Consider the following 21,765-nt stretch of genomic DNA (forward strand, 5'->3'; position numbering starts at 1 on the left):
ATAGAATCGCAGGGTGTTTGCTGCTTCGTCTTACGTGAAAAATGAAATCAAAAAAGCCTTGTATAGAAAACAAGGCTTTTTTGATTTACCATGTTAAAATTGAAAATCCGTATGGTGGAAGTGTAACTTGTAATGAGTTTGTATCGGCAGAAAACTCTTCTTTTGTATATAGATTTATAATTTTTTTGCCAGCGATATCATAAGGGATAGGAGCTGTAATTTTCTGGTTTGTTGCATTTAAAACAAAAAAGATTGTTTCGTCTTTGTATGTTTTTATATAAGAGATATAATCGTGTTTGCTATTTGTTTCAATCCATTGAAATGAACCATGTCCACTAAAGGCTTTATATTGTTTTCGCAGTGAAATTAATGTTTGTATATGCTTAAATAATACTTTATCTTGTTTATTTTCATACCAAACCATACATTTTCGGCAATCAGGATCCATTCCACCATCCATACCGATTTCATCACCATAATAAATACATGGTGAACCAATGAAAGAAAGGTGGAATACGTATAGTAATTTCACTTTATCCTTATTTCCATTACAAGTTGTCAAAATCCTCGGTGTATCATGGCTATCTAATAGATGAAAGGCAGCTTCATTTACATTCATGGAATATGAATGTAAAGATGCTGTAATGTGTTCCATAAATTCACTAGCTTTAATCGTTTCATGTGCAAAGTAAGAAAGAAGGGCATTTGTAACAGGGTAACTCATAACAGCATCAAATTGGTCGCCCTGTAGCCATGGGAGTGCATCATGCCAAATTTCTCCTAAAATATATACTTCAGGATTAATTGCTTTTATTTCACTACGGAACTCTCTCCAAAAGCTATGATCCACTTCATTTGCAACATCAAGTCGCCAACCGTCAATGTGAAACTCTCGTACCCAATAACGTCCTACTTCTAGTAAGTATTCTTTTACGTCTGGATGAGTAGTATTTAGTTTTGGCATATGTGGTGTAAAAGCGAAAGTATCATAATTAGGCAAAGGTGCTGTTGTAATTGGAAATTCATGAATATGAAACCAGTCTTTGTAAGGAGAGCATTCTCCTTTTTCAAGAACATCTTGAAATTTATCGAAAAAGTATCCGCAATGATTAAATACAGCATCTAGCATGATTTTTATACCACGTTGATGGCATGCTTCTACAAGCTTCTGAAATGTTTCCTTCGTCCCAAATTGAGGATCGATTTCCATATAATCAATTGTGTCATATTTATGATTAGAGTGCGCTGTAAAGATAGGGGTAAAGTAAATACCAGAAATACCAAGTTCCACAAGGTAATCAAGATGATTCATAATGCCAGCGAAGTCCCCGCCAAAAAAATTTGTTGCGGTTGGATTTGTGCTGCCCCAAGAAAGAGAGTTAGCTGGATTGTATGTATGATCTCCATTAGCAAATCTCTCTGGGAAAATTTGATACCACACTGCATCTTTTACCCATGAAGGGGCTGTAAAAACATCTTTTTCATGAATAAATGGGAAGCAAAAGTAATAGCCAACATCGTCGGTAGGTGCTTCGGAGAAGAAGCCTCTTTCGGTAAAAATGATAGATTCAGTACTGTTTTTTAGTTCGAACCCGTATCGTAAGCGCTTAAATTTCGGTTCAATTGATACAAACCAATAATCAAATAAATCTGTCGAACCACTCTTTTTCATTGATATTTTTGCTGTGAGCCATTTCCCATTTTGCCATTCATATGGATCACCATAAATGAAGGAAACTACATCTACATCGTTTTTTTTTGTACGCAGCCGAATGTGAAGTGTTTTTTGATCGTAAGCGTATGCGTAATTATCTTTTGGCCTATGGTATATAGCTTCTTTGAACATATAGAAAGTCCCCCTTGAATATTTTTATCAATAAATATATGCTGCAAACGATTGCTTTTTAATATACTTTTAATATTGCTTATAAGAGTAGTACTCATTCCATATAAAGTCAATGGATGTATAGATTAACTTTATAAATTTTAAAAAAATAATATTGCAAAATTTATAAAAGAATGTATAATGATAGACAAATAGCGCAAACGTTTTCATAGATTGGAAAGTTGTTTGTGCTTCTATTAAACTATTATATGCAAACGTTTTCATTTTTTGGTTATTATGTACATATTTTAGGAGGTAGTTAGGGATGAAGAAGAAAGCGTTATCTTTATTAACAGTTTCAGCTTTGACAATCGGAATGTTATCCGCGTGTGGTCCGAAAGATTCAGGGAAAAAAGAAGCGAGCAAGGAGAAGAAAGATTATGATCTTCTTGTTTGGGAAGATCAGAAAAAAGGTGTTGCTTTAGATCCAGCCGTAAAAAGTTTTGAAAAGAAATATAATGTAAAAGTAAAAGTTGTAGAAGTTCAGATGACGAAACAAGAAGAAAAACTTCGACTTGACGGTCCGGCTGGTACAGGGCCAGATGTTGTAACATTGCCGCATGATCATATTGGGAATGCAGCAACAGAGGGGCTGCTTTCTGAAATGAAAGTAGATGATTCTGTTAAGAGCAAGTTTACTGATTTGTCACTAAAAGCACAAACATATGATGGGAAATTATACGGTTTACCAAAAGCTATTGAAACCCCGGTATTTATTTACAATAAAAAATTAATGCCAAAAGCGCCAGAAACGATGGATGAACTGTTTAATTTTTCAAAAGGGTTTACGAAAGACGGGAAATACGGATTTTTAGCATTAGGAGATAACTTCTATTTTGCGAATGCATTTATGGCTGGTATGGGTGGTTATGTATTTGGTGAGAAAGATGGTAAACCGAGCCCAGCAGATATTGGTTTAAACAATAGCGGTGCAGTACAAGGTGCAGAATATATTCAAAAATGGTATAAAGAAAACTTATTTCCAAAAGGTATTATCGGTGAGTCTGGCGGTTCAGCTGCAGATGGATTATTTAATGAAGGAAAAGCAGCATCTATTATGAACGGTCCATGGGCATTTCAAGCGATTGAAAAAGCAAAGATTGACTATGGTGTAGCTCCAATGCCAAAATTACCAAATGGTCAACCGTTGAAAACATTTGTTGGTGTAAAAGGATGGCATGTAACAAGCTTTTCAAAAAATAAAGATTTAGCAGCAAAATTCACTGATTGGGTAACAAATGAAGAAAATGCAAAAATTCGTTTTGAAAAAACAAAAGAAATTCCTCCAGTGAAATCAGTGATGGAAGACCCAATTATTAAAGATAGCGAAGTTGCAAAAGCGGTAGTAGCGCAAGCGGAAAATAGTATTCCAATGCCGAATATTCCAGAAATGCAAGAAGTTTGGAAACCAGCGGGTGATGCGCTGCAATTAGTTGTAACAAACAAGCAAGATCCAAAAGCTGCACTTGATGGGGCTGTGAAACAAATTAAAGGAAACATTGAAGCAAATCATAGTAAGCAAAAATAATATAGAATTCGTGTCTTTTGTATACAAAAGACACGAATTCTCCTCCTTCCAAGGGGAAGAAAAAAAGGGGGAAGAACCATGCAGACATCCTTTGAACCAGCTCATGCAGGAAACGGTTCAAAACACCGAAAAACAGCGGCAACGTTGTCTATTATTCCGGGTATTGGTCAACTGTACAATAAACAATATGTAAAAGGTATTATTTTTTTAGTATTGACTTGTTCGTTTTTTGTAGCATTTGCTGACTTATTAAATATTGGGTTGTGGGGGATTGTAACGCTCGGTACAGAAGTTCCTCGTGATCACTCTATCTTTCTATTAGTAAAAGGGATTTTAGCGCTTATCGTTATTGTGTTTGGATTAAGCGTATATGCTTTTAATTTATATGATGCATATCAAAATGGGAAAAGGCGTGATGAAGGAATACCGTTACACTCTGTAAAAGAGCAGTATCATCATTTATTAGACCAAGGCTTTCCATATATGATGGTTTCGCCAGGATTTCTGTTATTAATCTTTGTTGTTGTACTTCCAATTATTTTCGTCATACTCATTGCATTTACAAACTATGATTTATATCATTCTCCTCCTGCAAAACTTGTAGATTGGGTTGGTTTTAAAAATTTTGTCGATATTTTCACATTACCAATGTGGCGAAGTACATTTGTAAGTGTATTTTCTTGGACAATCATTTGGACGTTTTTCGCAACGACATTGCAAGTAGCGCTTGGGATTTTCTTGGCAATTTTAGTGAATCAGCCAGGAATTAAAGGGAAAGCGATAATTCGTACCATTTTTATTTTACCTTGGGCCGTTCCAGCATTCGTATCGATTCTCGTATTTGCTGGGATGTTTAATGAATCATTTGGTGCCATTAACAATCAAGTGTTAGCTCTATTTGGAATTGAAAAAATTGCTTGGATGACAGACCCATTTTGGACGAAAGTTGCCTTAATTTCCATTCAAACATGGCTTGGTTTTCCTTTTATCTTTGCAATGACGACAGGTATACTGCAATCGATTCCAAGTGAATTGTATGAAGCTGCGACGGTAGATGGTGCGACAGCTTGGCAACAATTTCGTAAAATTACATTACCGCTCGTTTTATATGCGACTGCTCCTATTTTAATTACGCAATATACGTTCAACTTTAACAATTTCAGTATTATTTATCTGTTTAACGACGGTGGTCCAGCTGTATCGGGACAAAATGCAGGCGGAACAGATATTTTAATTTCTTGGATTTATAAGTTGACGATGACATCGTCTCAATATGGGAAAGCAGCAGCACTTACGATGATTTTATCGTTAATTGTTATTTCAGTTGCTTTATGGCAATTTAAAAGAACAAAATCATTCCAAGAAGAGGATATGATGTAAATGAACATAAAACGACAGAAGATATTACGTCTTTCATTAAGTTATTTTGTAATTTTCATGATGTGTGTAATTATTTTCTATCCATTATTATGGATTGTAGGATCATCATTTAACCCAGGAGATAGTCTCTCTGGATCAAGTATCATTCCTAAAAATGCAACGCTGGATCATTACAAAAAACTACTTGATCTCTCGCAAAGTAACTATGTACTTTGGTATAAAAATACGTTGAAAGTTAGTATTTTGACAATGATTTTCTCTGTATTGTCAATTAGTTTTACAGCATATGCATTTTCGAGATATCGTTTTGTCGGAAGAAAGAATGGGTTACTAACATTTTTAATTCTCCAAATGATCCCAAACTTTTCAGCGTTAATTGCATTGTATGTTTTAGCGCAGCTAACAGGATTAATGGATACACATATTGCGTTGATTTTAATTTATGTTGGCGGTGCAATTCCGATGAATACGTGGCTCATGAAAGGATACTTTGATACGATTCCAAAAGAATTAGACGAATCAGCTCGTATGGATGGGGCAGGACATTTTCGGATTTTTTGGCAAATTATTATGCCTTTAGCAAAACCAATTGTAGCGGTTGTAGCGTTATTTACTTTTATTGGTCCATTTACTGATTTTATTTTAGCGAGTATCATTTTACGTACACCAGAAAATTATACATTAGCTGTTGGATTATATGAAATGGTAGCGAAAAAATTCGGTAATGAATTTACAACATTTGCGGCAGGCTCGGTATTAATTGCAATACCAATTTCAATTTTGTTCTTATCTTTGCAAAAATATTTTATTTCTGGTTTAACAGCTGGAGGAACGAAGGGATAAATGGGACAGCATGTCTCATTTATCTTTTTTTATAGGAATATCGGTTTAGATAATATAAGAACAGGGTAATTATAAAAAAAATAGCATATAGTATAGGAAAATAATGCTCTATCCCTTACAATACATGGAGAGGGAGATTATAGACTGACATTGATAGAAATTTTTCGGATGGAATAAAGTGGATTTTTTATCAGTGAGAGGGCTTTATCCATCATCTGTTTTCTTCATTTTCTCTGAATCTTGAGGTGGAAAGTTTACTGCCCGTTAATGGGGAATGGAAATAGAAGTAATTTGTATAAATGATTTAAAGAAAAGAAGAGAGGAGGAACAAATTTATGACAGTTACAATTAAAGACGTGGCAAAAAAAGCAAATGTTGCTCCTTCTACGGTTTCACGTGTAATTGCTGATAATCCGAGCATTAGTGAGAAAACAAAGCGACGTGTTCGGAAAGTAATGGCTGAATTAGGCTATCACCCGAATTTAAATGCGCGAAGTCTTGCAAACCAAACAACAAAAACGATTGGACTCGTTATGCCGAGTTCTGCGAGTAAAGCCTTTCAAAATCCATTTTTTCCAGAAGTGATTCGAGGAATTAGCTCATTTGCACATGGAGAAGAATATTCATTGTATATGTCAACGGGAGAAACGGAAGAAGAGATTTTTAATGGTGTTGTGAAAATGGTACAAGGAAGACAAATAGGTGGTATTATTCTTTTATATTCCCGTATGAATGACCGTATTTTAGAATATTTACATGAACAGAATTTCCCATTTGTTCTTATTGGTAAGCCATATGAGCGAAAAGAAGATATTACATATATTGATAATGATAACTATGCGGCGGCACGAGAAGTAACGGAATATTTAATTTCACTTGGACATGACCGAATTGCTTTTATTGGTGGGGATTCAGATTTACTCGTTACGAAAGATCGCCTTGCTGGAATGACAGATGCATTAAAATTAGCTGATATTTCTCTGCCATCTGAGTATATTTTAAATCTTGGTTTTTTACGAGAAAGTGGTCAAGAAGCAGTAGAAAAACTTATGACACTTGGTGCACAGCCAACAGCTATTATTGCGACGGATGATTTAATAGGATTAGGTGTATTAAGTGCTTTATCAGAAAAGGGAATCTCCGTACCGAAAGATATTTCTATTGTTAGTTTTAATAACGTATTATTATCTGAAATTGCAAATCCACCATTAACAACGATAGATGTAAATATTTATCAACTAGGCTACGAAGCGGCTAGATACTTAGTTGACAAAGTTGAACATTGTGAAGTTTCACCAAAGTGTATTATTATTCCTCATAAATTGGTGAAACGTCAGACTTGTAGTGAAAATAAAAAAAACTAAGAGAAGGATTTCCTCTTAGTTTTTTTGTTGTATAAATGTTTCTAAACGGTCACAGCCTTCTTTCAGCATTTCCATGCTATAAGCATAAGAAATACGAATGAACCCTTCACCGTATTCAGAAAATGCCGATCCTGGAACAACTGCAAGTTTCGCTTCTTTCACAAGTTCCATTGCAAAATCAAAAGAAGAGGAAGAGAAATTACCGATATAAGGAAAGAGATAAAATGCTCCTGTTGGTTTTTCTACAGTTAATCCCATTTGTACAAGACGGTTGTATACATAATCAAGGCGTTTTTTGTATTGATGACGCATCATACGGGGAGCGTCCTTTGCTGCTGTTAGCGCTTCGATTGCCGCATATTGGGAAATTGAAGTTGCACATGTAACGTTATATTGATGAACTTTTAAAATTTGACTTGTTAAGAAGTTTGGGGCAAATAAAAAGCCGATGCGCCATCCTGTCATAGAATGAGATTTGGCTAAACCGTTAATGACAATTGTTTTGTTGCGCATTTCTGGGAAATTTGCAATAGATATATGTTTATCCTGATATACAAGTTCGCTGTAAATTTCATCGGAAAGAACAAAAATATCTTTATTCTTTAATACTGCCACAATTTCTTCAAGTTCTTCTTTAGATAATGTTACACCAGTTGGATTTGATGGATATGGTAGTACGACGCACCGTGTTTTGTCTGTAATTGCTTCTTCAAGTGCTTTTGCTGTTAAGCGAAAGTCAGTTTTACGAACATCTACAAAAACAGGTTTTGCACCGCACAGACGAATAATAGGTTCATACCCTGGATAGACAGGAGCTGGTAAAATTACTTCTGTTCCTTCTTCCAAAATTGTACGAAAGGCAATATCAATTGCTTCACTTGCTCCAATAGTGACAATTGTTTCATTCTCAGGAGAATATACTAAATCATAGCGTTCTTTAAAAAAATCACAAGCGGCTTGACGAAGCTGTAATAAGCCCGCATTATGTGTATAACTTGTAAAGTTTTCTACAATAGCTCGCTTAGCGGCTTCTTTTACTAAAGAAGGCGTTGGAAAGTCAGGTTGTCCAATTGTGAGTGAAATAAGATCATCATAATGTTGAATCATGTTAGAAAATTGACGAATTCCAGAAATTTGAATGTCCTTTACGCGAGGGTTAATAAATTGTTCCATTTTGTCTCCCTTTCTTCCGTTGCAAAATTTATTTTATTTTATCATATTTATCATATAATCGCTTTGAAAAGCTACAAATAAAAAAGGCCGCTAAAGCGACCTTTTGTTTAATAACCGTATTCCCAATCGATTTCGTCTTCACTCCAAAGAACAGAAGAAATTTTTCCTAAATGCACTACTGAGTTGTTTACAGAGCATGTACAATCATTTGTACCTGTTCGCCCTTGTAATTCTTCGTACACTGATTTCTCAATATTTTCTAATACAACAAGATTTTCCTCGTTTAAGACGAGCGCAGTTCCTGTCATTTTATCTTCCTCCAATCGATTTCTTATCCTGTATTTATTGTATATGGCATTGGGATAATTTGATACATGGTTTACAATCATTTCGAAAAGTTGTAACACTTGTGAATGAATCTTCACAAATTATTTACGGAAATGTTTGGAATAATCTAAAAAATTAAACAAATTTGTCAATAAAATGATATAATCATATCAAAATGAATATAGGGGATGAGGGGATGGGACTTATCCGCGACTTAATGATTCAAGTTGCTATCATTATTTTGCCGCTATTTTTGTATGAAGCAATTCGTTTAAATCGTTATCAAAGTATGAATCAAAAGCCCAATCGCTATTTTATTGTATTATTATCAACAATTACGCTTATTCTTTCGATGACGTATCCGATTTGTGTTTGGGAAACTTGTAATTATGATTTTCATCAAATTTCAATTATTAGTGCATTTTTGTATGGTGGCATAGTTGGTATCATTCCAGCTATAATTGCCATTTTATACGATGGATTTCTCAATGGTTTAAGTTGGTTGCGTGTACTAGAAGTTACTTTTATCTCTGTCATTCCTTTTTTATTGTCTAAAAAGTGGAGTACATTTTCGAGACATAAAAAAATGGTTTTATCTTTTATGTTGGCATCTGTTTATACTCTAATCTCTTTAGGATTTGAAATATTTGGTCTGTTATTTGGAAAGGGATTTACACCAATGATATCTTATTTATATAGCGAATATATATTTGCTTCTTTCATTATGATAATGACGATGACCTTCCAAGTTTACTTAACAGAATATTTATATGAAAATGCAATGTTACGAACAGAAATGCAAAAATCTGAGAAATTAAATATTGTTAGCGAGTTAGCAGCGAGTGTAGCTCATGAAGTTCGTAATCCACTTACAGTTGTACGCGGGTTTATTCAATTATTGGAAAGTACAGAAGATGTGAAAAATAAAGAATACATGCGTCTTGTTTTAGCTGAATTAGACCGGGCAGAACAAATTATCTCAGACTATTTAAATTTAGCAAGGCCGCAAATTGATAAGAAAGAACATATTTGTTTATCTGCACAACTTATTGAAATGACTACGTTAATGTCTTCATTTGCTGCAATGCGAGGTGTATATTTACAAGTTGAAATTGCAGAAAATTTATATACGATAGGTGACAAAACGAAATTAAAACAAGCGATTATGAATGTTGTGAAAAATGGGATTGAAGCAATTCAAGAAAATAAAGGATATTTAAAAGTGACAGCATGGCAAAAAGATGAATCTATTGTTATTCGTGTTAAAGATAGCGGTGTTGGAATGACGAAAGAGCAGCTTGCGAGACTTGGACAACCATACTATTCATTGAAAGAAAAGGGAACAGGTCTTGGATTAATGGTTACATTTAGTATTTTGCAAGCTCATAGTGGTACACTTGTATATAAAAGTGAAATAGGACAAGGAACGGAAGCGATTATTACCTTACCAGATGCGATGCAAAACATTGTACATAAAGAGTAAAAGTTACCAAGGTACGGTAACTTTTATTTTTTATTTATTTATTTCTCCCGTTTTTTCAGATTTAAATCGAACGAATAAATTTTTAAACGATTTAAATAAACTTTGTTCTTGCGAAGCGGCAATTAATCGTTTTGTTTCTTGAATTTCTCGAATTACTTGCATGAGTTGTACATCACGATTACTTTCTTTATTATAAACTTGATTCATAAGTTTGTTCATTTTTTCTTCTTGTTTGGATTCCCGCTTATACATATGGTTCATGAGTAGATCCATTTTTTCTTTTTGGAGCGCATCAGTTTCTGCGGCATGATCCACAAGACTTTGCAACATTTCTTCTTGGTTTACTTCTTTTACATATACTTGGTGAATTAATTCATTTAGCTTTTCATCTTTTAAACGATTCTGCGTAATAAGGGTTGAATTTTGATGAATAATGGCTTCGTTTAATTGGGCGAGCATATCTAATTTGTGCATGAATTCTTCAAATTTTTTGCTTTGTTCATTCGGTTGCAAGTTGTTATTTTCCTCTATAATAGCAGGAGACACTGCTGGAGATTCTTCCCCTTTTAGTATAAATGCAATCGTTTCCATAATATCTTCTTCCAATGTAGCGGCTCGTTCGTGAATCATTTTTAATATTCGTAAATCATCCATTTTATACGAGCGAGATTGAGCTGTTTTATCAATAAAATAGCCATGTTGTTCTAAAAGTTGGCTATATTTGCGAATTACATTTTTGGGGATTCCCGTTTTATTTGTGACATCTTTCGTTTTATATGTTCCACTCATGACATTTCCTCCCTAAAAAGTATCATGTATATCAATTCCATTTCTTGTTTTGTACTTCCTTTGAAAAAAAATGTCGGAAGGTTGAAAGTTTTCTACACGATTAGTGGAATGCTGCATAAAACAGCATGTTTTTGATGGAAAAGAAGACAGGAATATAGAATAATGTCTGAAAATATAAGAATATGAAATTTGTTATAATGACAGGATGAGGAGGAGAAACGTTCCATATTAGCGGCAAGAAAATGGAGGACTTAGATCAGATGAAACAAGTTAAAGGTATTTTAATTACAATCGTTGCAATCCTTTCTTTACTAATTGGTGTATACAAAATTTTGATAGTACCGGAACCAGAGAATAAGAAAGACGTAGCATACGACCAAATTCTTGAGTTTCCGAAAAAACAGTATCCTGAAACAGGAAATCATATTGAAAATGCAATACAAGATGGTCATTCTAAAATTTGTACGATTGATCGAAAGGGTGCTGCAGATAGAAGAAAGCAATCATTAGCTCCATATCCACCAAAGAAAGGATATGATCGTGATGAATGGCCGATGGCGATGTGTAAAGAAGGCGGAAAAGGAGCACATATTGAATATATTAGTCCTGCAGATAACCGAGGTGCAGGTTCTTGGGTCGGTAATCAATTGGATCAATATCCAGATGGAACACGTGTGAAATTTATTGTGAAATAATATATTACCTTGTATGAAAGGAGTGAGGAGGGGGGAGTTAACAATTTCCTATTCGCAATTCATGTTGATGAATCAAGACATGACACCTCCACATGTAGACTGGACGGATAAGGATTTTGAAAGAGGCTATGCTGAGGCGGGGGAGCAATTATATTTGAAGCACTATCTGATTATACGTGTGAAATAATGGTATATACTCAGAAGTTTGTAGAAAACAAAGAAGCGGTACGGATAGTGCCAGCTCCGTTTGCAGTGTTACAAGAAAGAGTGTTTATAAGTAGTGTGTTAACAAGTAAACTTCCTTTCTTTGTTCCTTCAGGAGAGTATATAGTAACTATGCAAGCAGTTCCTCTAGAAGAACCTTTAGTAGATGACTTGTATAAAGTAAAATATGAATTGTTTTTTGAAGAGAACTAATATTGAAAAACTGACATAAAAACCCTTTTTTTAGGGGGGACGAGAGCATCTGCCGTGCATAGAAGCGGGCAGGGCCTTTTCCTGCCACAAGCGAGGTTTAAAACAAAGGCAGAATGCAAGTACAGGTCATGTTTTACTCTGCATTCTGCGGTTTATCCCGCATTAACTAGCAATAAGCCCCCCACTTCAAGAGTGAGTAAACCGCACCCCTATTGTTAGAAATCGCATTTTTATATTTTAAGATTTCCGATAGCCTAAAAAACATAGAAGATTAAATAATAGTAATCCTCCTGCGATATACCACGAATATCGGAAAGCTTGAATAAGCTTGTATGTTTCTATGTCGCCTTGTGAACTCATAAATGTTGTAGCAACTGCAGCACCAAATGCAATTGCTACGTTTTGTAACATACGTTGTACAGCTCCAATCGTACCTTGTTTTTCTTTGGATACAGACGCCATAACTTATACAATATTAGCTGGTTGAAATATCCCTCCCCCAATTCCGTATAGAAATAATAGACTAGCCATTATATACGATGACCAATGGGGATTTCCTCACAAAATCTTTATTTAAGGTTAATCCCATATAAGGGGCCTTTCCAACTCTACCATTCGTAAGTATTGTAAAAACTGACCCGTATGAACGGCATCATGATAGGCAATTCTTAAAAGCATGTCACCTAAATATCGTTGGTAGCCTACATCACTTCTATCAATAAGTCTTGATTCTAGTTCCTCCGTTGATATGGATTCAACATATTCTATAAAATCGTCAAAATACAATTGCGATAACTCGATCTCTTTTTCAACAGAAGTGATTGGTTCTTCATCACATGGGGTATATATGTCTGTCTTTATCAATCCGTTGTTCCTTAAGAGCATGTGATAATGGAAACTTGCACTCCACACATGACGAATCATCTCCCCAAAAGACATTGCTTCGTTGTCAGGTTTCCAAGAAAGCAAGTTATCAGGAAGAGACCTCCACAATTTGATAGAGCGCCTTCTTGTTTCCTTTAAATTTAATATACAAAGCTCAATTGTATTCATTATAAACTCCTCCTTGCTTGTGGATTTAAGATAATTGTATCAAATAGATAATTAGGGTATCATCGAAATATGAATGTATATCCGAATATCTCATATATAGCAAAACTAATTGCTGAACCTACAAGGGCAATAATTTTAGATTGTTTAATGAATGGTCAGGCTTTACCAGCTAGTGAATTAGCATATATGGCAAAAGTGTCACATCCAACAATCAGTTCTCATCTTTCTAAATTGGTCGAGGGTAATCTCCTTAATGTTGAACAACATGGTAGACATCGGTACTATAGACTTGCTAATCAGGAGGTAGCGGAAGCTCTTGAAAAATTAGGGACGATTGCACCAACTGCTCCAGTTCGCTCTTTGAAGCAGTCCGATCAACTAAAAAAAGTTCGTAATGCTCGAACATGTTATGATCATCTTGCAGGGGAGCTTGGTGTAAAAATAACAGAGGGGCTAATTGATAGACAACTTCTAACTTTAAAAGATGAAGAGTACGCTGTGACTGAGCAAGGGGAAAAGTGGTTTTTAAAATTTGGAATCAATATCGAAAAGGCTAATATAAAAAGGAGGATATTTGCAAAGCCTTGTCTTGATTGGAGTGAAAGACGTTATCATATTTCGGGGTGGTTAGGATCTGAAATAGCCAATCTTTTTTTTGAACAAGGATGGATTACAAAAGAAGAAAACAGTCGAGCAGTCCATCTTACAAACAACGGTAAAAAAGCCTTGCAAGATCAATTAGGTATAAACATAAATAAAAACGAAAGTAAGTCTGTTTAATTCTATTAGTCCGTCAAGTGATGTGATCTTTCATTGTAGGAGGAAATTTTATCCTAAAAAGGCTAGATATATTATTATTCCTTAGCGTATGTTTTTGGTGGAACCCCTATAAGAAAGGTACAAATCAAATTCAGTTTCAAATATAAAAGGTTCTAACATATTGTATATGACTAATATGTTAGAACCTCTATATTTTAAGTTTTTTTGAATTTAGGTCTTGATAACCAAGGGACAGTAGTTTTCTATTTTATCTAGTGATTCGCGGCCAGTGAGCCACACAGAGGGAAGCTTTAAGTTATTATTGCGCACTTGTTTGTAAAAGTTGACGTGCTTTTACAGCTGCTTTTACCATATGTGTTAGTGCAGGAATAACTTCTTCTGTTCTTCTTGTTTTTAAGCCGCAATCTGGATTAATCCAGAAATACTTTGGATCACACACCTTTAATGATTGCTCTACAATTACATACATTTCATCTATACTTGGTACACGTGGACTATGGATGTCATATACACCAAGACCAATTCCCTTTTCATATGGATGTTCTTTTAATGTATCAATAAACTCCCCGTGACTTCTTGATGTTTCAATGGAAATAACATCTGCATCAAGTTGACGGATTGCTTCTACGATATCTTCAAAATTACTGTAGCACATATGCGTATGAATTTGTGTTTCGTTTTCCACTGAAGAAGTAGAAAGGAGGAATGCTTGGACAGCCCATGTTAAATATGTTTCCCAATCTTTTTCTTTTAATGGCATTCCTTCACGTAGTGCAGGCTCATCAACTTGAATGACACGAATACCGGATGATTCAAGTAATTTAATTTCATGGCGAAGTGCTAGGGCAATTTGATAAGCAACTTCTTTTCTTGGAATATCATTTCGAACGAAAGACCAATTTAAAATTGTGACAGGACCAGTTAACATACCTTTAACAACTTTTTTCGTACAACTTTGTGCAAATGCCGTTTCTTTTATTGTCATACCATTAATGAACGCAACGTCACCATAAATAACAGGAGGTTTCACACAGCGGGAACCGTACGATTGTACCCAACCGTTTTTCGTAAAGGAGAAACCAGCAAGTTTTTCGCCAAAATATTCTACCATATCTGTTCGTTCAAATTCGCCGTGAACGAGGACATCAAGCCCAATTTCTTCTTGATATTGAATCCATTTTTTTGTTTCTTCTTCAATAAACCTTTCGTACTGTTCATTTGAGATATCGCCGCTGCGCCATTGTTTTCTCTTTTGACGAACTTCTTGTGTTTGCGGGAAGCTACCAATTGTTGTTGTTGGAAGTAATGGTAGATTCAGAGCTTTTTGCTGTAAGTTATAGCGGTTTTCAAATGAAAGAGGACGGGAAAAGTCTTCTTCTTGTAATGCTGATAGTGTAGATTGTACATCTTTACGATTACGAGCTGCTGAAGTACGAATGGCTTCGTGCACACGTCGATACGTTTGTAATTCATCAGAAATACTTTCTATTCCATGTACGAGAGCTTTTTGTAAAATAGTAAGTTCTTCTAGTTTTTGATTTGCAAAAGCGAGCGCATCGTATAATTCGTGTACAAGGTGTGTTTCAGTTGTCTTGTCAATAGGAGTATGAAGTAAACTACAAGAAGGTTGGACAATCCATCCTTTCGGTTGCACAGTTTCTTGCAATGTATGGAAAAGGGAGAGAATTTCGTCAAGGTTTGCTCTCCAAATGTTACGGCCATCTACACAACCGACCCCTAATACTTTATCAGATGGGAATCCGTGTTGTAGTAAGGCGCGCAAATTCCCCTCTTTACCGTGTACAAAATCAAGCCCAATCCCAGTAACTGGGAATGAAATAACCTCTTCATAGTTTTCTTCTATGCTATCAAAGTACGTTTGTAGCATAATAGATAGATTTGGAACAGCTTTACGGATTGTTTCATACAAATTTCTTGCGATACTAACTTCTTGCTTTGATAGGGAAGTAAGGATTGGTTCATCAATTTGAACCCAGCATACACCAGCATCTTGTAATTCTTGTAACAATTGAATGTACGGTTGTGTTAATTTTTGTAAAATGGTTGTGAATTGTTCTTTTTTATAACCCTTGGCTAAGCTTAAAAACGTATAAGGTCCTAATATAACAGGCTTACCATCGATACCTAGTTCTCGTTTTGCTTCTTCATATAAACGAAGTGGACGATTCTCTTTAAGGGAAATATGTAGATGATCCTCATATTCTGGAACGATATAATGATAATTTGTATTAAACCATTTTGTCATTTCAGAAGCAACGTGATCTTTTGAACCGCGTGCCATGCCAAAGTATACGTCAAGTTCCGATGTATACTTTGAAAAACGAGAAGGGATAAACCCGAGCATATATGCTGTATCAAGGACATGGTCATAATATGTAAAATCACCGATTGGAATGAGATCGATTCCTTTTTCTTGTTGTACTTTTAGATGTTGAAGGCGAATCTCTTTCATTTGTTTCACAAATTGTTGTTCATCCACTTTGTTTGTCCAAAAAGATTCTAAAGTTTTTTTCCATTCGCGTTGTAATCCAATTCGTGGATACCCTAAGTTACTTGTTAAAAGTGTCATTGTAAATTCCTCCCTAAATATAAGTAAGCATTTCCGTATACTCGGAAATGCTTTTAACGAAAAGTGGCCACAGAAGCAGAAAATACTTCTCTTTCGTTAAAAACACCTCCTCATCATCCGTGAGTCTATCAGTGCCGTTAAAATAGGCAGGTCTCCTGGCTCATGCATCAGCGATTTCGATCACCTTCCCGTTTTCACAGTGGTATATAGAAAGAAATCTTTACACTTACAGTGGCGGGACCGCGTTGGATTTTCACCAAACTTCCCTTTTAAACACGAAAATATTTTTTCGTGTACCTATCTCCTTTTGGAAAGGAATGTAACTAGCGTAAATGATATTGAAACAGATTTTATCATAATATTTTTAAAATTGTCTACTATTTTTAAAAATAAGATAATTAATTTTGTTAAAACAAAAAATTTTCTAAATGCCACCACCAATGTGATGGTGGATATGTATGTGAAAAAACAGAGTAGGAACGATGTATTCGTTTATATATATCGTGAGCGTGATGAAAGAGTAATCGGTCATAGGAGAGTAGTTCCAGTTGTTCATTAGGGTGTAATGCATGGGACTGAAAAGCGATTTCGCTGCGAAGTATTAGTATGTATAAGATTTGTTTTTGTAAATAAGAATGATAGTATACGGAGAATCCGTATTGTTTAATTAAATGCCCCTTCATAAGATTTCACCTCCTTTATATATTTGTATTGTAATGAAAAAGGAGAGAGGTTACAAAAAAGAAAAATGGAAAAAAACGCTTCAGAAAATCCATTTTTATGAATAGAAAAAACAGTCACTCTCGGTGACTGTTTATATATTTAATAGTCTAATTCTGTATTGATTTCCGAACGTTTTCCTTCTCTTGCATCTTTATATAGAGAAGCATGATCAATAACATTTTCCAAAATATAAAGCTGTATACACGGAATGTTAACTCACTTGTTTTTGTTTCTTGTTTGTTGGTGCAACTAATCGGTCTTTTCCCATTAATAAGATACATATAATGCTAAGTGATGCAGGAATAAGTGCCCATAAAAATGTGTCAGCGATAGAGTTTGCTAGCGCATCTTTAATGCCATGTAAAATTTCTGGTGGTATTTTTTCAGTAGCATTTGGAGATAATAAGAAACTTGTATCTCCGCCTTTTGGAGCCATTTTTGCTAGTTCTGGCGGGAAAATAGATTTTAGTTTATCTGTAAATGCATGATTTTGAATGGTACCAAAAATCGTTACACCAAGTGTCATACCAAGTGAACGGAAGAAAGAGTTTGTTGATGTTGCAGAGCCTCGTTCTCTCATACTTAAATTATGAATAGAGGCCATACTTAAGACAGAGAAGGAAAAACCAACGCCAAATCCAGCTAAAATCATAAAGACTGTTACCATTGCGCGTGAGGTATCTATTGTTAATGTACTTAATAAATACATACTAAGAATAAAGAAAATACCAGAGATAGTCATAATGTTACGATAACTTGTACGCGTTGCTAACTGTCCGCCTATTTGACTTCCGATAACAGATCCTACCATCATCGGTGTTAAAATTAGTCCAGCATTTGCTGCAGATCCACCAAGAACACCTTGAACAAAAATCGGAATATAGACTGTGCAAATAATAAACGTTGCACCATAGAAAAAAGCAACGCCTTGACTTGCTGCAAATAAACGTTTTCGGAATAAATGGAAAGAAATAATTGGTTCCTCCACTTTTCGTTCAATAAAGAAAAAGATAAGAAGCATAGCAGTAAATGTAGTAAATAAGCTAATAATTACACTTGAATCCCAAGCGTACTCTTTACCACCAAGTTCTAAAGCAAACATGAGACAAACGATACCGATAATTAAAGTAACGGCACCTGCCCAATCAATTTTTTGTTTACTATATTGTAAAGATTCTTTATAGTATTTTGTAATTAAAAAGAGCGAGATAATTCCTAATGGGATATTAATATAAAATACCCAGTGCCAACTAATATAGTCGGTAATATACGCACCTAGGAGCGGACCAAACACACTTGACGTTCCAAAAACAGCTCCAAATAGCCCCGTCATTTTACCGCGTTTTTCCGCTGGGAAAATATCATACATAATTGTAAAGGCGATTGGCATAAGAGCTCCTCCGCCAATACCTTGAATTGCGCGGTATATACTTAATTGTTCAATGCTATTGGCAGTGCCGCAAAGCATTGAACCAACTAAAAAGAGAAGCAATCCTCCTATGTAAAACCGTTTACGTCCGTACATATCTGATAGCTTTCCGAAGATAGGCATTCCGGCCATAGTAGCTACCATATAGGCAGAAGTAACCCATACAAACTTATCAAATCCACCTAAATCACCTACAATAGTAGCCATTGCAGTAGCAACAATTGTATTATCCATTGACGCTAGTAGTATTCCAAGTAACAATCCAGTTACAACGAACTTTGTATTCCTTGCTTGCTTTTGAGTTATTTGTTCCTCCAAGCATAGCCCTCCTTTGCATACTAATAATAAAATGAAACTTCCATTATTATTTTTCATCCCTACTGATGGTGAGTGCGGGATAAATTATATTATAGTCAAAATTGACTAAATAACAAATTATTTCTTTCAGTAAAATTATTTTGCTTTGTGCATGAATCTTTTAGTCAAAGATCACATATATTGTGGATTATTTGTTATTCAAAGTATTGATTTTAATTATAGTAGAAGTGAAGAAGGGAAATTATTCTTAACAAAACATATTATGAAAAATGATTCATAAACATAGAAAGTATGGGAAATTTTACGTGTTTTGTTATATGAGATATAGAGGGGAAATTACTATATATACAAGTTAAAAAACGACATAAAAACCCCTTTCTTTTTAGAGGAGGACGAGAGCATCTGGCCGTGCATAGAAGCGGTCAGGACCTTTTCCTGCCACATACGAGGTTTAAAACAAAAGGAGGAAGCAGAGCTAGACAAAGATAAACTTTCATCAGTAAGAGAGTTTTTATTCATAGTTAGTAGAGGATAAATAAATACAGGAAAAAGCTGTATATGATGTGCAGCTTTTTTAAATGATTTTTTCTTTTGTTTATCGAATACTATATAAAGTAAAGAGTACAAAAAGGATAAATTTTTGTCGGGGGCTGTTCATGGAAGAAGTAGAAGTGAGAACGGTATATATTCAATATGAGAATGGGGTGAATTTGTATGGTGAGATATTGCGGGGAGTTAGAAAACCGAAATAAGTTTACTTTGAGTATACAACCTGCTTTATGGTCAGGGAGTATTGATAAAGATTTAGCTTATAAGCAATACATTCCTCGTATAGAAGTGACGCTTACGGTGTGCGATGTGAAACAACACTCTTCGTTTTCAAACACTGTTTATTATGGAATTCAAGATATAATTGCGCTTCAAATTGAAGTAGATAATCAAGGAGAAGAAGCTGTTTCTCACATATGTGTCAGTCATATGATTAGAGATCAGTTGTCGTATGTACCTAATACTTTAACATCCGATAATGGGCAAAATGAATTTCTTTTTCAACTTGTTCGTTGGCGCATTGATAACTTATTACCGAAAGAAAAAGCACGTTTAGTATGGCAAGTAAAAGCTGATCGTAACAGTATATCACCTTCTTTGCCTCTTCGGGCTACGTACACATTCCAACATAATCACCAAGTGTATGGACCGTTGCAAACAAAGGAGGCTCTGCTGATAAAAAGGAATTATGAAACCTACTGAAAACGAATGTATGTATAAATACAAATTGAAAAAACGCCCTAAAAACCCCTTTCTTTTTTTGGAGACAAGAGCATCTGGCCATGCATAGAAGCAGTCAGGGTCTTTTCTTGCCAAATGCAAAAATAAAGAAAGAAAGCGAGTACAGGTCATGTTTTGTTCTGCATAGCAGCGACTTATATATTATTATAAATAAGTGAAGAAGGGAATCGTCGATGTATCATTTCCTTCTTTTATGTTGAACCAATCGGGCGCATGCTCACAGTTGTCCCCCATCTATCTACTCCGTTTTTCTCTGCACCTTGAGGTGGGGGTCCTACTGCCTACGAATAGCGGAATAAAATTTTTTTCAGTTCCTTCTTAATAGAGAGGTTCTTTTTATTTTGTTTAAATGATCTATCATACCTTTCGAGAGGACTCCCACCTCTAAACATATGTGAAGGTGGTAAGGTGAATCGAATCACTAAAAATTTAACAAAAGTGTTACAAGATGATATTGTACACATCACATTTATGTCTACGGGAGCAATATATCCATTAGAAGGATTTTCATTTGAAGAACTGTTAGAACTAGCGCAAACAGGTTTATATCAAAATAGGGATATACAAAAAGTAGAATTATAACATTATTATTTTGAAACATTTTTTGCAGTTTTGTTACAAGATATTGTGTATTTTGTAACAACCCCCTTTAAAAATGGAGTTAATCATCATATAATAAACGATGGACGTATCAGTACATTTTGCACGATGATTTCTCATTAAAGTGTAGAGTTGGAAAGATCTCTACACTTTTCCTTTTGAAGATGTTTGGAAAATAATCGGAATTTATTATTGCGTCGATTCTTTTATACTGTGTAAAATGAAAAAAGTACAGATGTATAGAAAAATAGAAAGGAAATGATAGAATGGTAGACGTTACGAACCGTCGCTCTACAATAATTAAGCGATTGGGTATCGCTATTATCCTAATTTTTACTGTAGCAGCAGGTTTTTTTATGTTTCAATCCATTACTTCTCCTGCAAGAGCAGTTGCGAATCAAGAAAATACTGTTCAGTTTGCCGGTGAACAACCAAAAGTAGAATTGAGAAAAGAGGCACCAGAAAAATATAACGGTCAAATACGTAAAGTAGTATATTTAACATTTGATGATGGTCCAAGTGAATTTCAAAAGGAAATATTAGATATTTTAAAGAAGAATAATATAAAAGGAACATTCTTTATGATTGGTGGAAATATTCCAGCTCATAAGGATAGTGTAAAGCGTTTAGTAAAAGAGGGCCATTATCCAGGTGTTCATAGTATGACGCATAATTATAGTAAACTGTATAAAGAAGGTAAATTTGTTGAGGAAATGAAACAAGCTCAGGATATTATGAAAGAGGTAACAGGTATTCATCCGAGCCTTGTTCGCTGTCCATATGGAAGTATGCCGGGACTTACTCAAGCGTTGCGTGATCAAATGTTATCTGTCGGTATGAAAGAATGGGATTGGACTGTGGATTCTTTAGATTGGAAATTACCAGGAAATCCTAATGGGGTCATTCAAAATGTTGTTCCTCATGTTAATAAAGAACGAGAAGTCGTTTTAATGCATGAAAAGAAGCAAACAGTGGAAGCTTTGCAAACAATCATTGATGATCTTCGTAAAAAAGGATATGAATTTGAAGTATACGATGAAGCAAATCATTTTCCATTAAATTTCTGGCATGATAATCGTATATAAAATAGGAGGAATT

At 34.9% G+C, this 21,765-nt stretch carries 19 protein-coding genes, 1 pseudogene and 1 riboswitch; of the genes and pseudogenes, 11 read left to right on the forward strand and 9 right to left on the reverse strand.

Annotated features, from left to right (window positions below; genetic code table 11):
- Positions 1-85 precede the first annotated feature (85 nt).
- Entirely contained in the window at positions 86-1,846 is a 1,761-nt protein-coding gene (locus ACIGHG_RS04265; RefSeq protein WP_396547334.1) for an alpha-glycosidase, read from the reverse strand.
- Positions 1,847-2,150: 304 nt separating this feature from the next.
- Between ACIGHG_RS04265 and ACIGHG_RS04270 the strand changes: the two genes are divergently transcribed.
- From ACIGHG_RS04270 to ACIGHG_RS04285, 4 genes are all read left to right on the forward strand, one after another.
- Positions 2,151-3,413, forward strand: a complete 1,263-nt coding sequence (locus ACIGHG_RS04270) for a sugar ABC transporter substrate-binding protein (protein ID WP_336473532.1) — start codon at positions 2,151-2,153, stop codon at positions 3,411-3,413.
- A 78-nt stretch (positions 3,414-3,491) separates the two neighbouring features.
- Entirely contained in the window at positions 3,492-4,793 is a 1,302-nt protein-coding gene (locus ACIGHG_RS04275; RefSeq protein ID WP_336473531.1) for a carbohydrate ABC transporter permease, read from the forward strand.
- The gene (gene malD, locus ACIGHG_RS04280; protein ID WP_090914212.1) at positions 4,794-5,636 is read left to right on the forward strand and encodes a maltosaccharide ABC transporter permease MalD; all 843 of its coding nucleotides are present in this window, start codon (positions 4,794-4,796) and stop codon (positions 5,634-5,636) included.
- A gap of 335 nt (positions 5,637-5,971) precedes the next feature.
- Positions 5,972-7,000, forward strand: coding sequence for a LacI family DNA-binding transcriptional regulator (locus tag ACIGHG_RS04285; protein WP_090914214.1), 1,029 nt, complete (start codon positions 5,972-5,974; stop codon positions 6,998-7,000).
- Positions 7,001-7,015: 15 nt separating this feature from the next.
- On the opposite strand, the gene ACIGHG_RS04290 is transcribed toward ACIGHG_RS04285, so the two are convergent.
- Positions 7,016-8,173: an aminotransferase A gene (locus ACIGHG_RS04290; RefSeq protein ID WP_090914216.1), complete on the reverse strand. Its 1,158-nt coding sequence runs from the start codon at positions 8,171-8,173 to the stop codon at positions 7,016-7,018.
- Between the two features lie 107 nt (positions 8,174-8,280).
- Positions 8,281-8,481, reverse strand: a complete 201-nt coding sequence (locus ACIGHG_RS04295) for a hypothetical protein (protein WP_336473530.1) — start codon at positions 8,479-8,481, stop codon at positions 8,281-8,283.
- Between the two features lie 215 nt (positions 8,482-8,696).
- Here ACIGHG_RS04295 and ACIGHG_RS04300 point away from each other — a divergent pair, with 215 nt between their 5' ends.
- Positions 8,697-9,983 carry an ATP-binding protein gene (locus ACIGHG_RS04300; protein ID WP_336473529.1) on the forward strand — a complete coding sequence of 429 codons (1,287 nt, stop codon included), beginning with the start codon at positions 8,697-8,699 and terminating at the stop codon, positions 9,981-9,983.
- 30 nt (positions 9,984-10,013) lie between these two features.
- On the opposite strand, the gene ACIGHG_RS04305 is transcribed toward ACIGHG_RS04300, so the two are convergent.
- Positions 10,014-10,772 carry a DUF3967 domain-containing protein gene (locus ACIGHG_RS04305; RefSeq protein WP_336473528.1) on the reverse strand — a complete coding sequence of 253 codons (759 nt, stop codon included), beginning with the start codon at positions 10,770-10,772 and terminating at the stop codon, positions 10,014-10,016.
- A gap of 260 nt (positions 10,773-11,032) precedes the next feature.
- On the opposite strand from ACIGHG_RS04305, the gene ACIGHG_RS04310 reads away from it, so the two are divergent.
- Both ACIGHG_RS04310 and comJ read left to right on the forward strand, forming a co-directional pair.
- On the forward strand, positions 11,033-11,467 hold the full coding sequence (locus ACIGHG_RS04310) for a NucA/NucB deoxyribonuclease domain-containing protein (protein WP_396547499.1): 435 nt from the start codon (positions 11,033-11,035) through the stop codon (positions 11,465-11,467).
- Positions 11,468-11,480: 13 nt separating this feature from the next.
- Positions 11,481-11,884 (forward strand): annotated as a pseudogene (comJ, locus tag ACIGHG_RS04315) (competence protein ComJ).
- Between the two features lie 237 nt (positions 11,885-12,121).
- On the opposite strand, the gene ACIGHG_RS04320 reads toward comJ, so the two are convergent.
- Both ACIGHG_RS04320 and ACIGHG_RS04325 read right to left on the reverse strand, forming a co-directional pair.
- Positions 12,122-12,346 (reverse strand): hypothetical protein, encoded by a 225-nt coding sequence (locus ACIGHG_RS04320; RefSeq protein WP_396547338.1) that lies wholly within the window; start codon positions 12,344-12,346, stop codon positions 12,122-12,124.
- A gap of 117 nt (positions 12,347-12,463) precedes the next feature.
- Positions 12,464-12,937, reverse strand: a complete 474-nt coding sequence (locus ACIGHG_RS04325) for a DinB family protein (RefSeq protein WP_336473524.1) — start codon at positions 12,935-12,937, stop codon at positions 12,464-12,466.
- A gap of 69 nt (positions 12,938-13,006) precedes the next feature.
- On the opposite strand from ACIGHG_RS04325, the gene ACIGHG_RS04330 reads away from it, so the two are divergent.
- Positions 13,007-13,717, forward strand: coding sequence for a metalloregulator ArsR/SmtB family transcription factor (locus ACIGHG_RS04330; protein WP_396547340.1), 711 nt, complete (start codon positions 13,007-13,009; stop codon positions 13,715-13,717).
- A 298-nt stretch (positions 13,718-14,015) separates the two neighbouring features.
- Here the strand turns inward: ACIGHG_RS04330 and metE are convergent, their stop codons facing one another.
- The 3 genes from metE to ACIGHG_RS04345 form a co-directional block, all read right to left on the reverse strand.
- On the reverse strand, positions 14,016-16,307 hold the full coding sequence (gene metE, locus ACIGHG_RS04335; RefSeq protein WP_396547342.1) for a 5-methyltetrahydropteroyltriglutamate--homocysteine S-methyltransferase: 2,292 nt from the start codon (positions 16,305-16,307) through the stop codon (positions 14,016-14,018).
- Between the two features lie 128 nt (positions 16,308-16,435).
- Positions 16,436-16,623: riboswitch (cobalamin riboswitch) on the reverse strand.
- A 91-nt stretch (positions 16,624-16,714) separates the two neighbouring features.
- Positions 16,715-16,990: a hypothetical protein gene (locus tag ACIGHG_RS04340; protein WP_396547344.1), complete on the reverse strand. Its 276-nt coding sequence runs from the start codon at positions 16,988-16,990 to the stop codon at positions 16,715-16,717.
- A gap of 251 nt (positions 16,991-17,241) precedes the next feature.
- Entirely contained in the window at positions 17,242-18,777 is a 1,536-nt protein-coding gene (locus tag ACIGHG_RS04345; protein ID WP_396547346.1) for an MDR family MFS transporter, read from the reverse strand.
- A 714-nt stretch (positions 18,778-19,491) separates the two neighbouring features.
- Here ACIGHG_RS04345 and ACIGHG_RS04350 point away from each other — a divergent pair.
- The 3 genes from ACIGHG_RS04350 (at position 19,492) to ACIGHG_RS04360 (ending at position 21,752) form a co-directional block, all read left to right on the forward strand.
- Positions 19,492-20,028, forward strand: coding sequence for a hypothetical protein (locus tag ACIGHG_RS04350; RefSeq protein ID WP_396547348.1), 537 nt, complete (start codon positions 19,492-19,494; stop codon positions 20,026-20,028).
- A gap of 447 nt (positions 20,029-20,475) precedes the next feature.
- Complete coding sequence (locus tag ACIGHG_RS04355; protein WP_396547350.1) at positions 20,476-20,649, forward strand: hypothetical protein; 174 nt, start codon at positions 20,476-20,478, stop codon at positions 20,647-20,649.
- Positions 20,650-20,933: 284 nt separating this feature from the next.
- Positions 20,934-21,752 (forward strand): peptidoglycan-N-acetylglucosamine deacetylase, encoded by an 819-nt coding sequence (locus ACIGHG_RS04360; RefSeq protein WP_336473519.1) that lies wholly within the window; start codon positions 20,934-20,936, stop codon positions 21,750-21,752.
- The last annotated feature ends 13 nt before the right edge of the window (positions 21,753-21,765 follow it).

The organism is Bacillus sp. NPDC077411, from assembly GCF_044543425.1.
In the GTDB taxonomy this organism is placed as follows: Bacteria; Bacillota; Bacilli; order Bacillales; family Bacillaceae_G; genus Bacillus_A; species Bacillus_A bruguierae.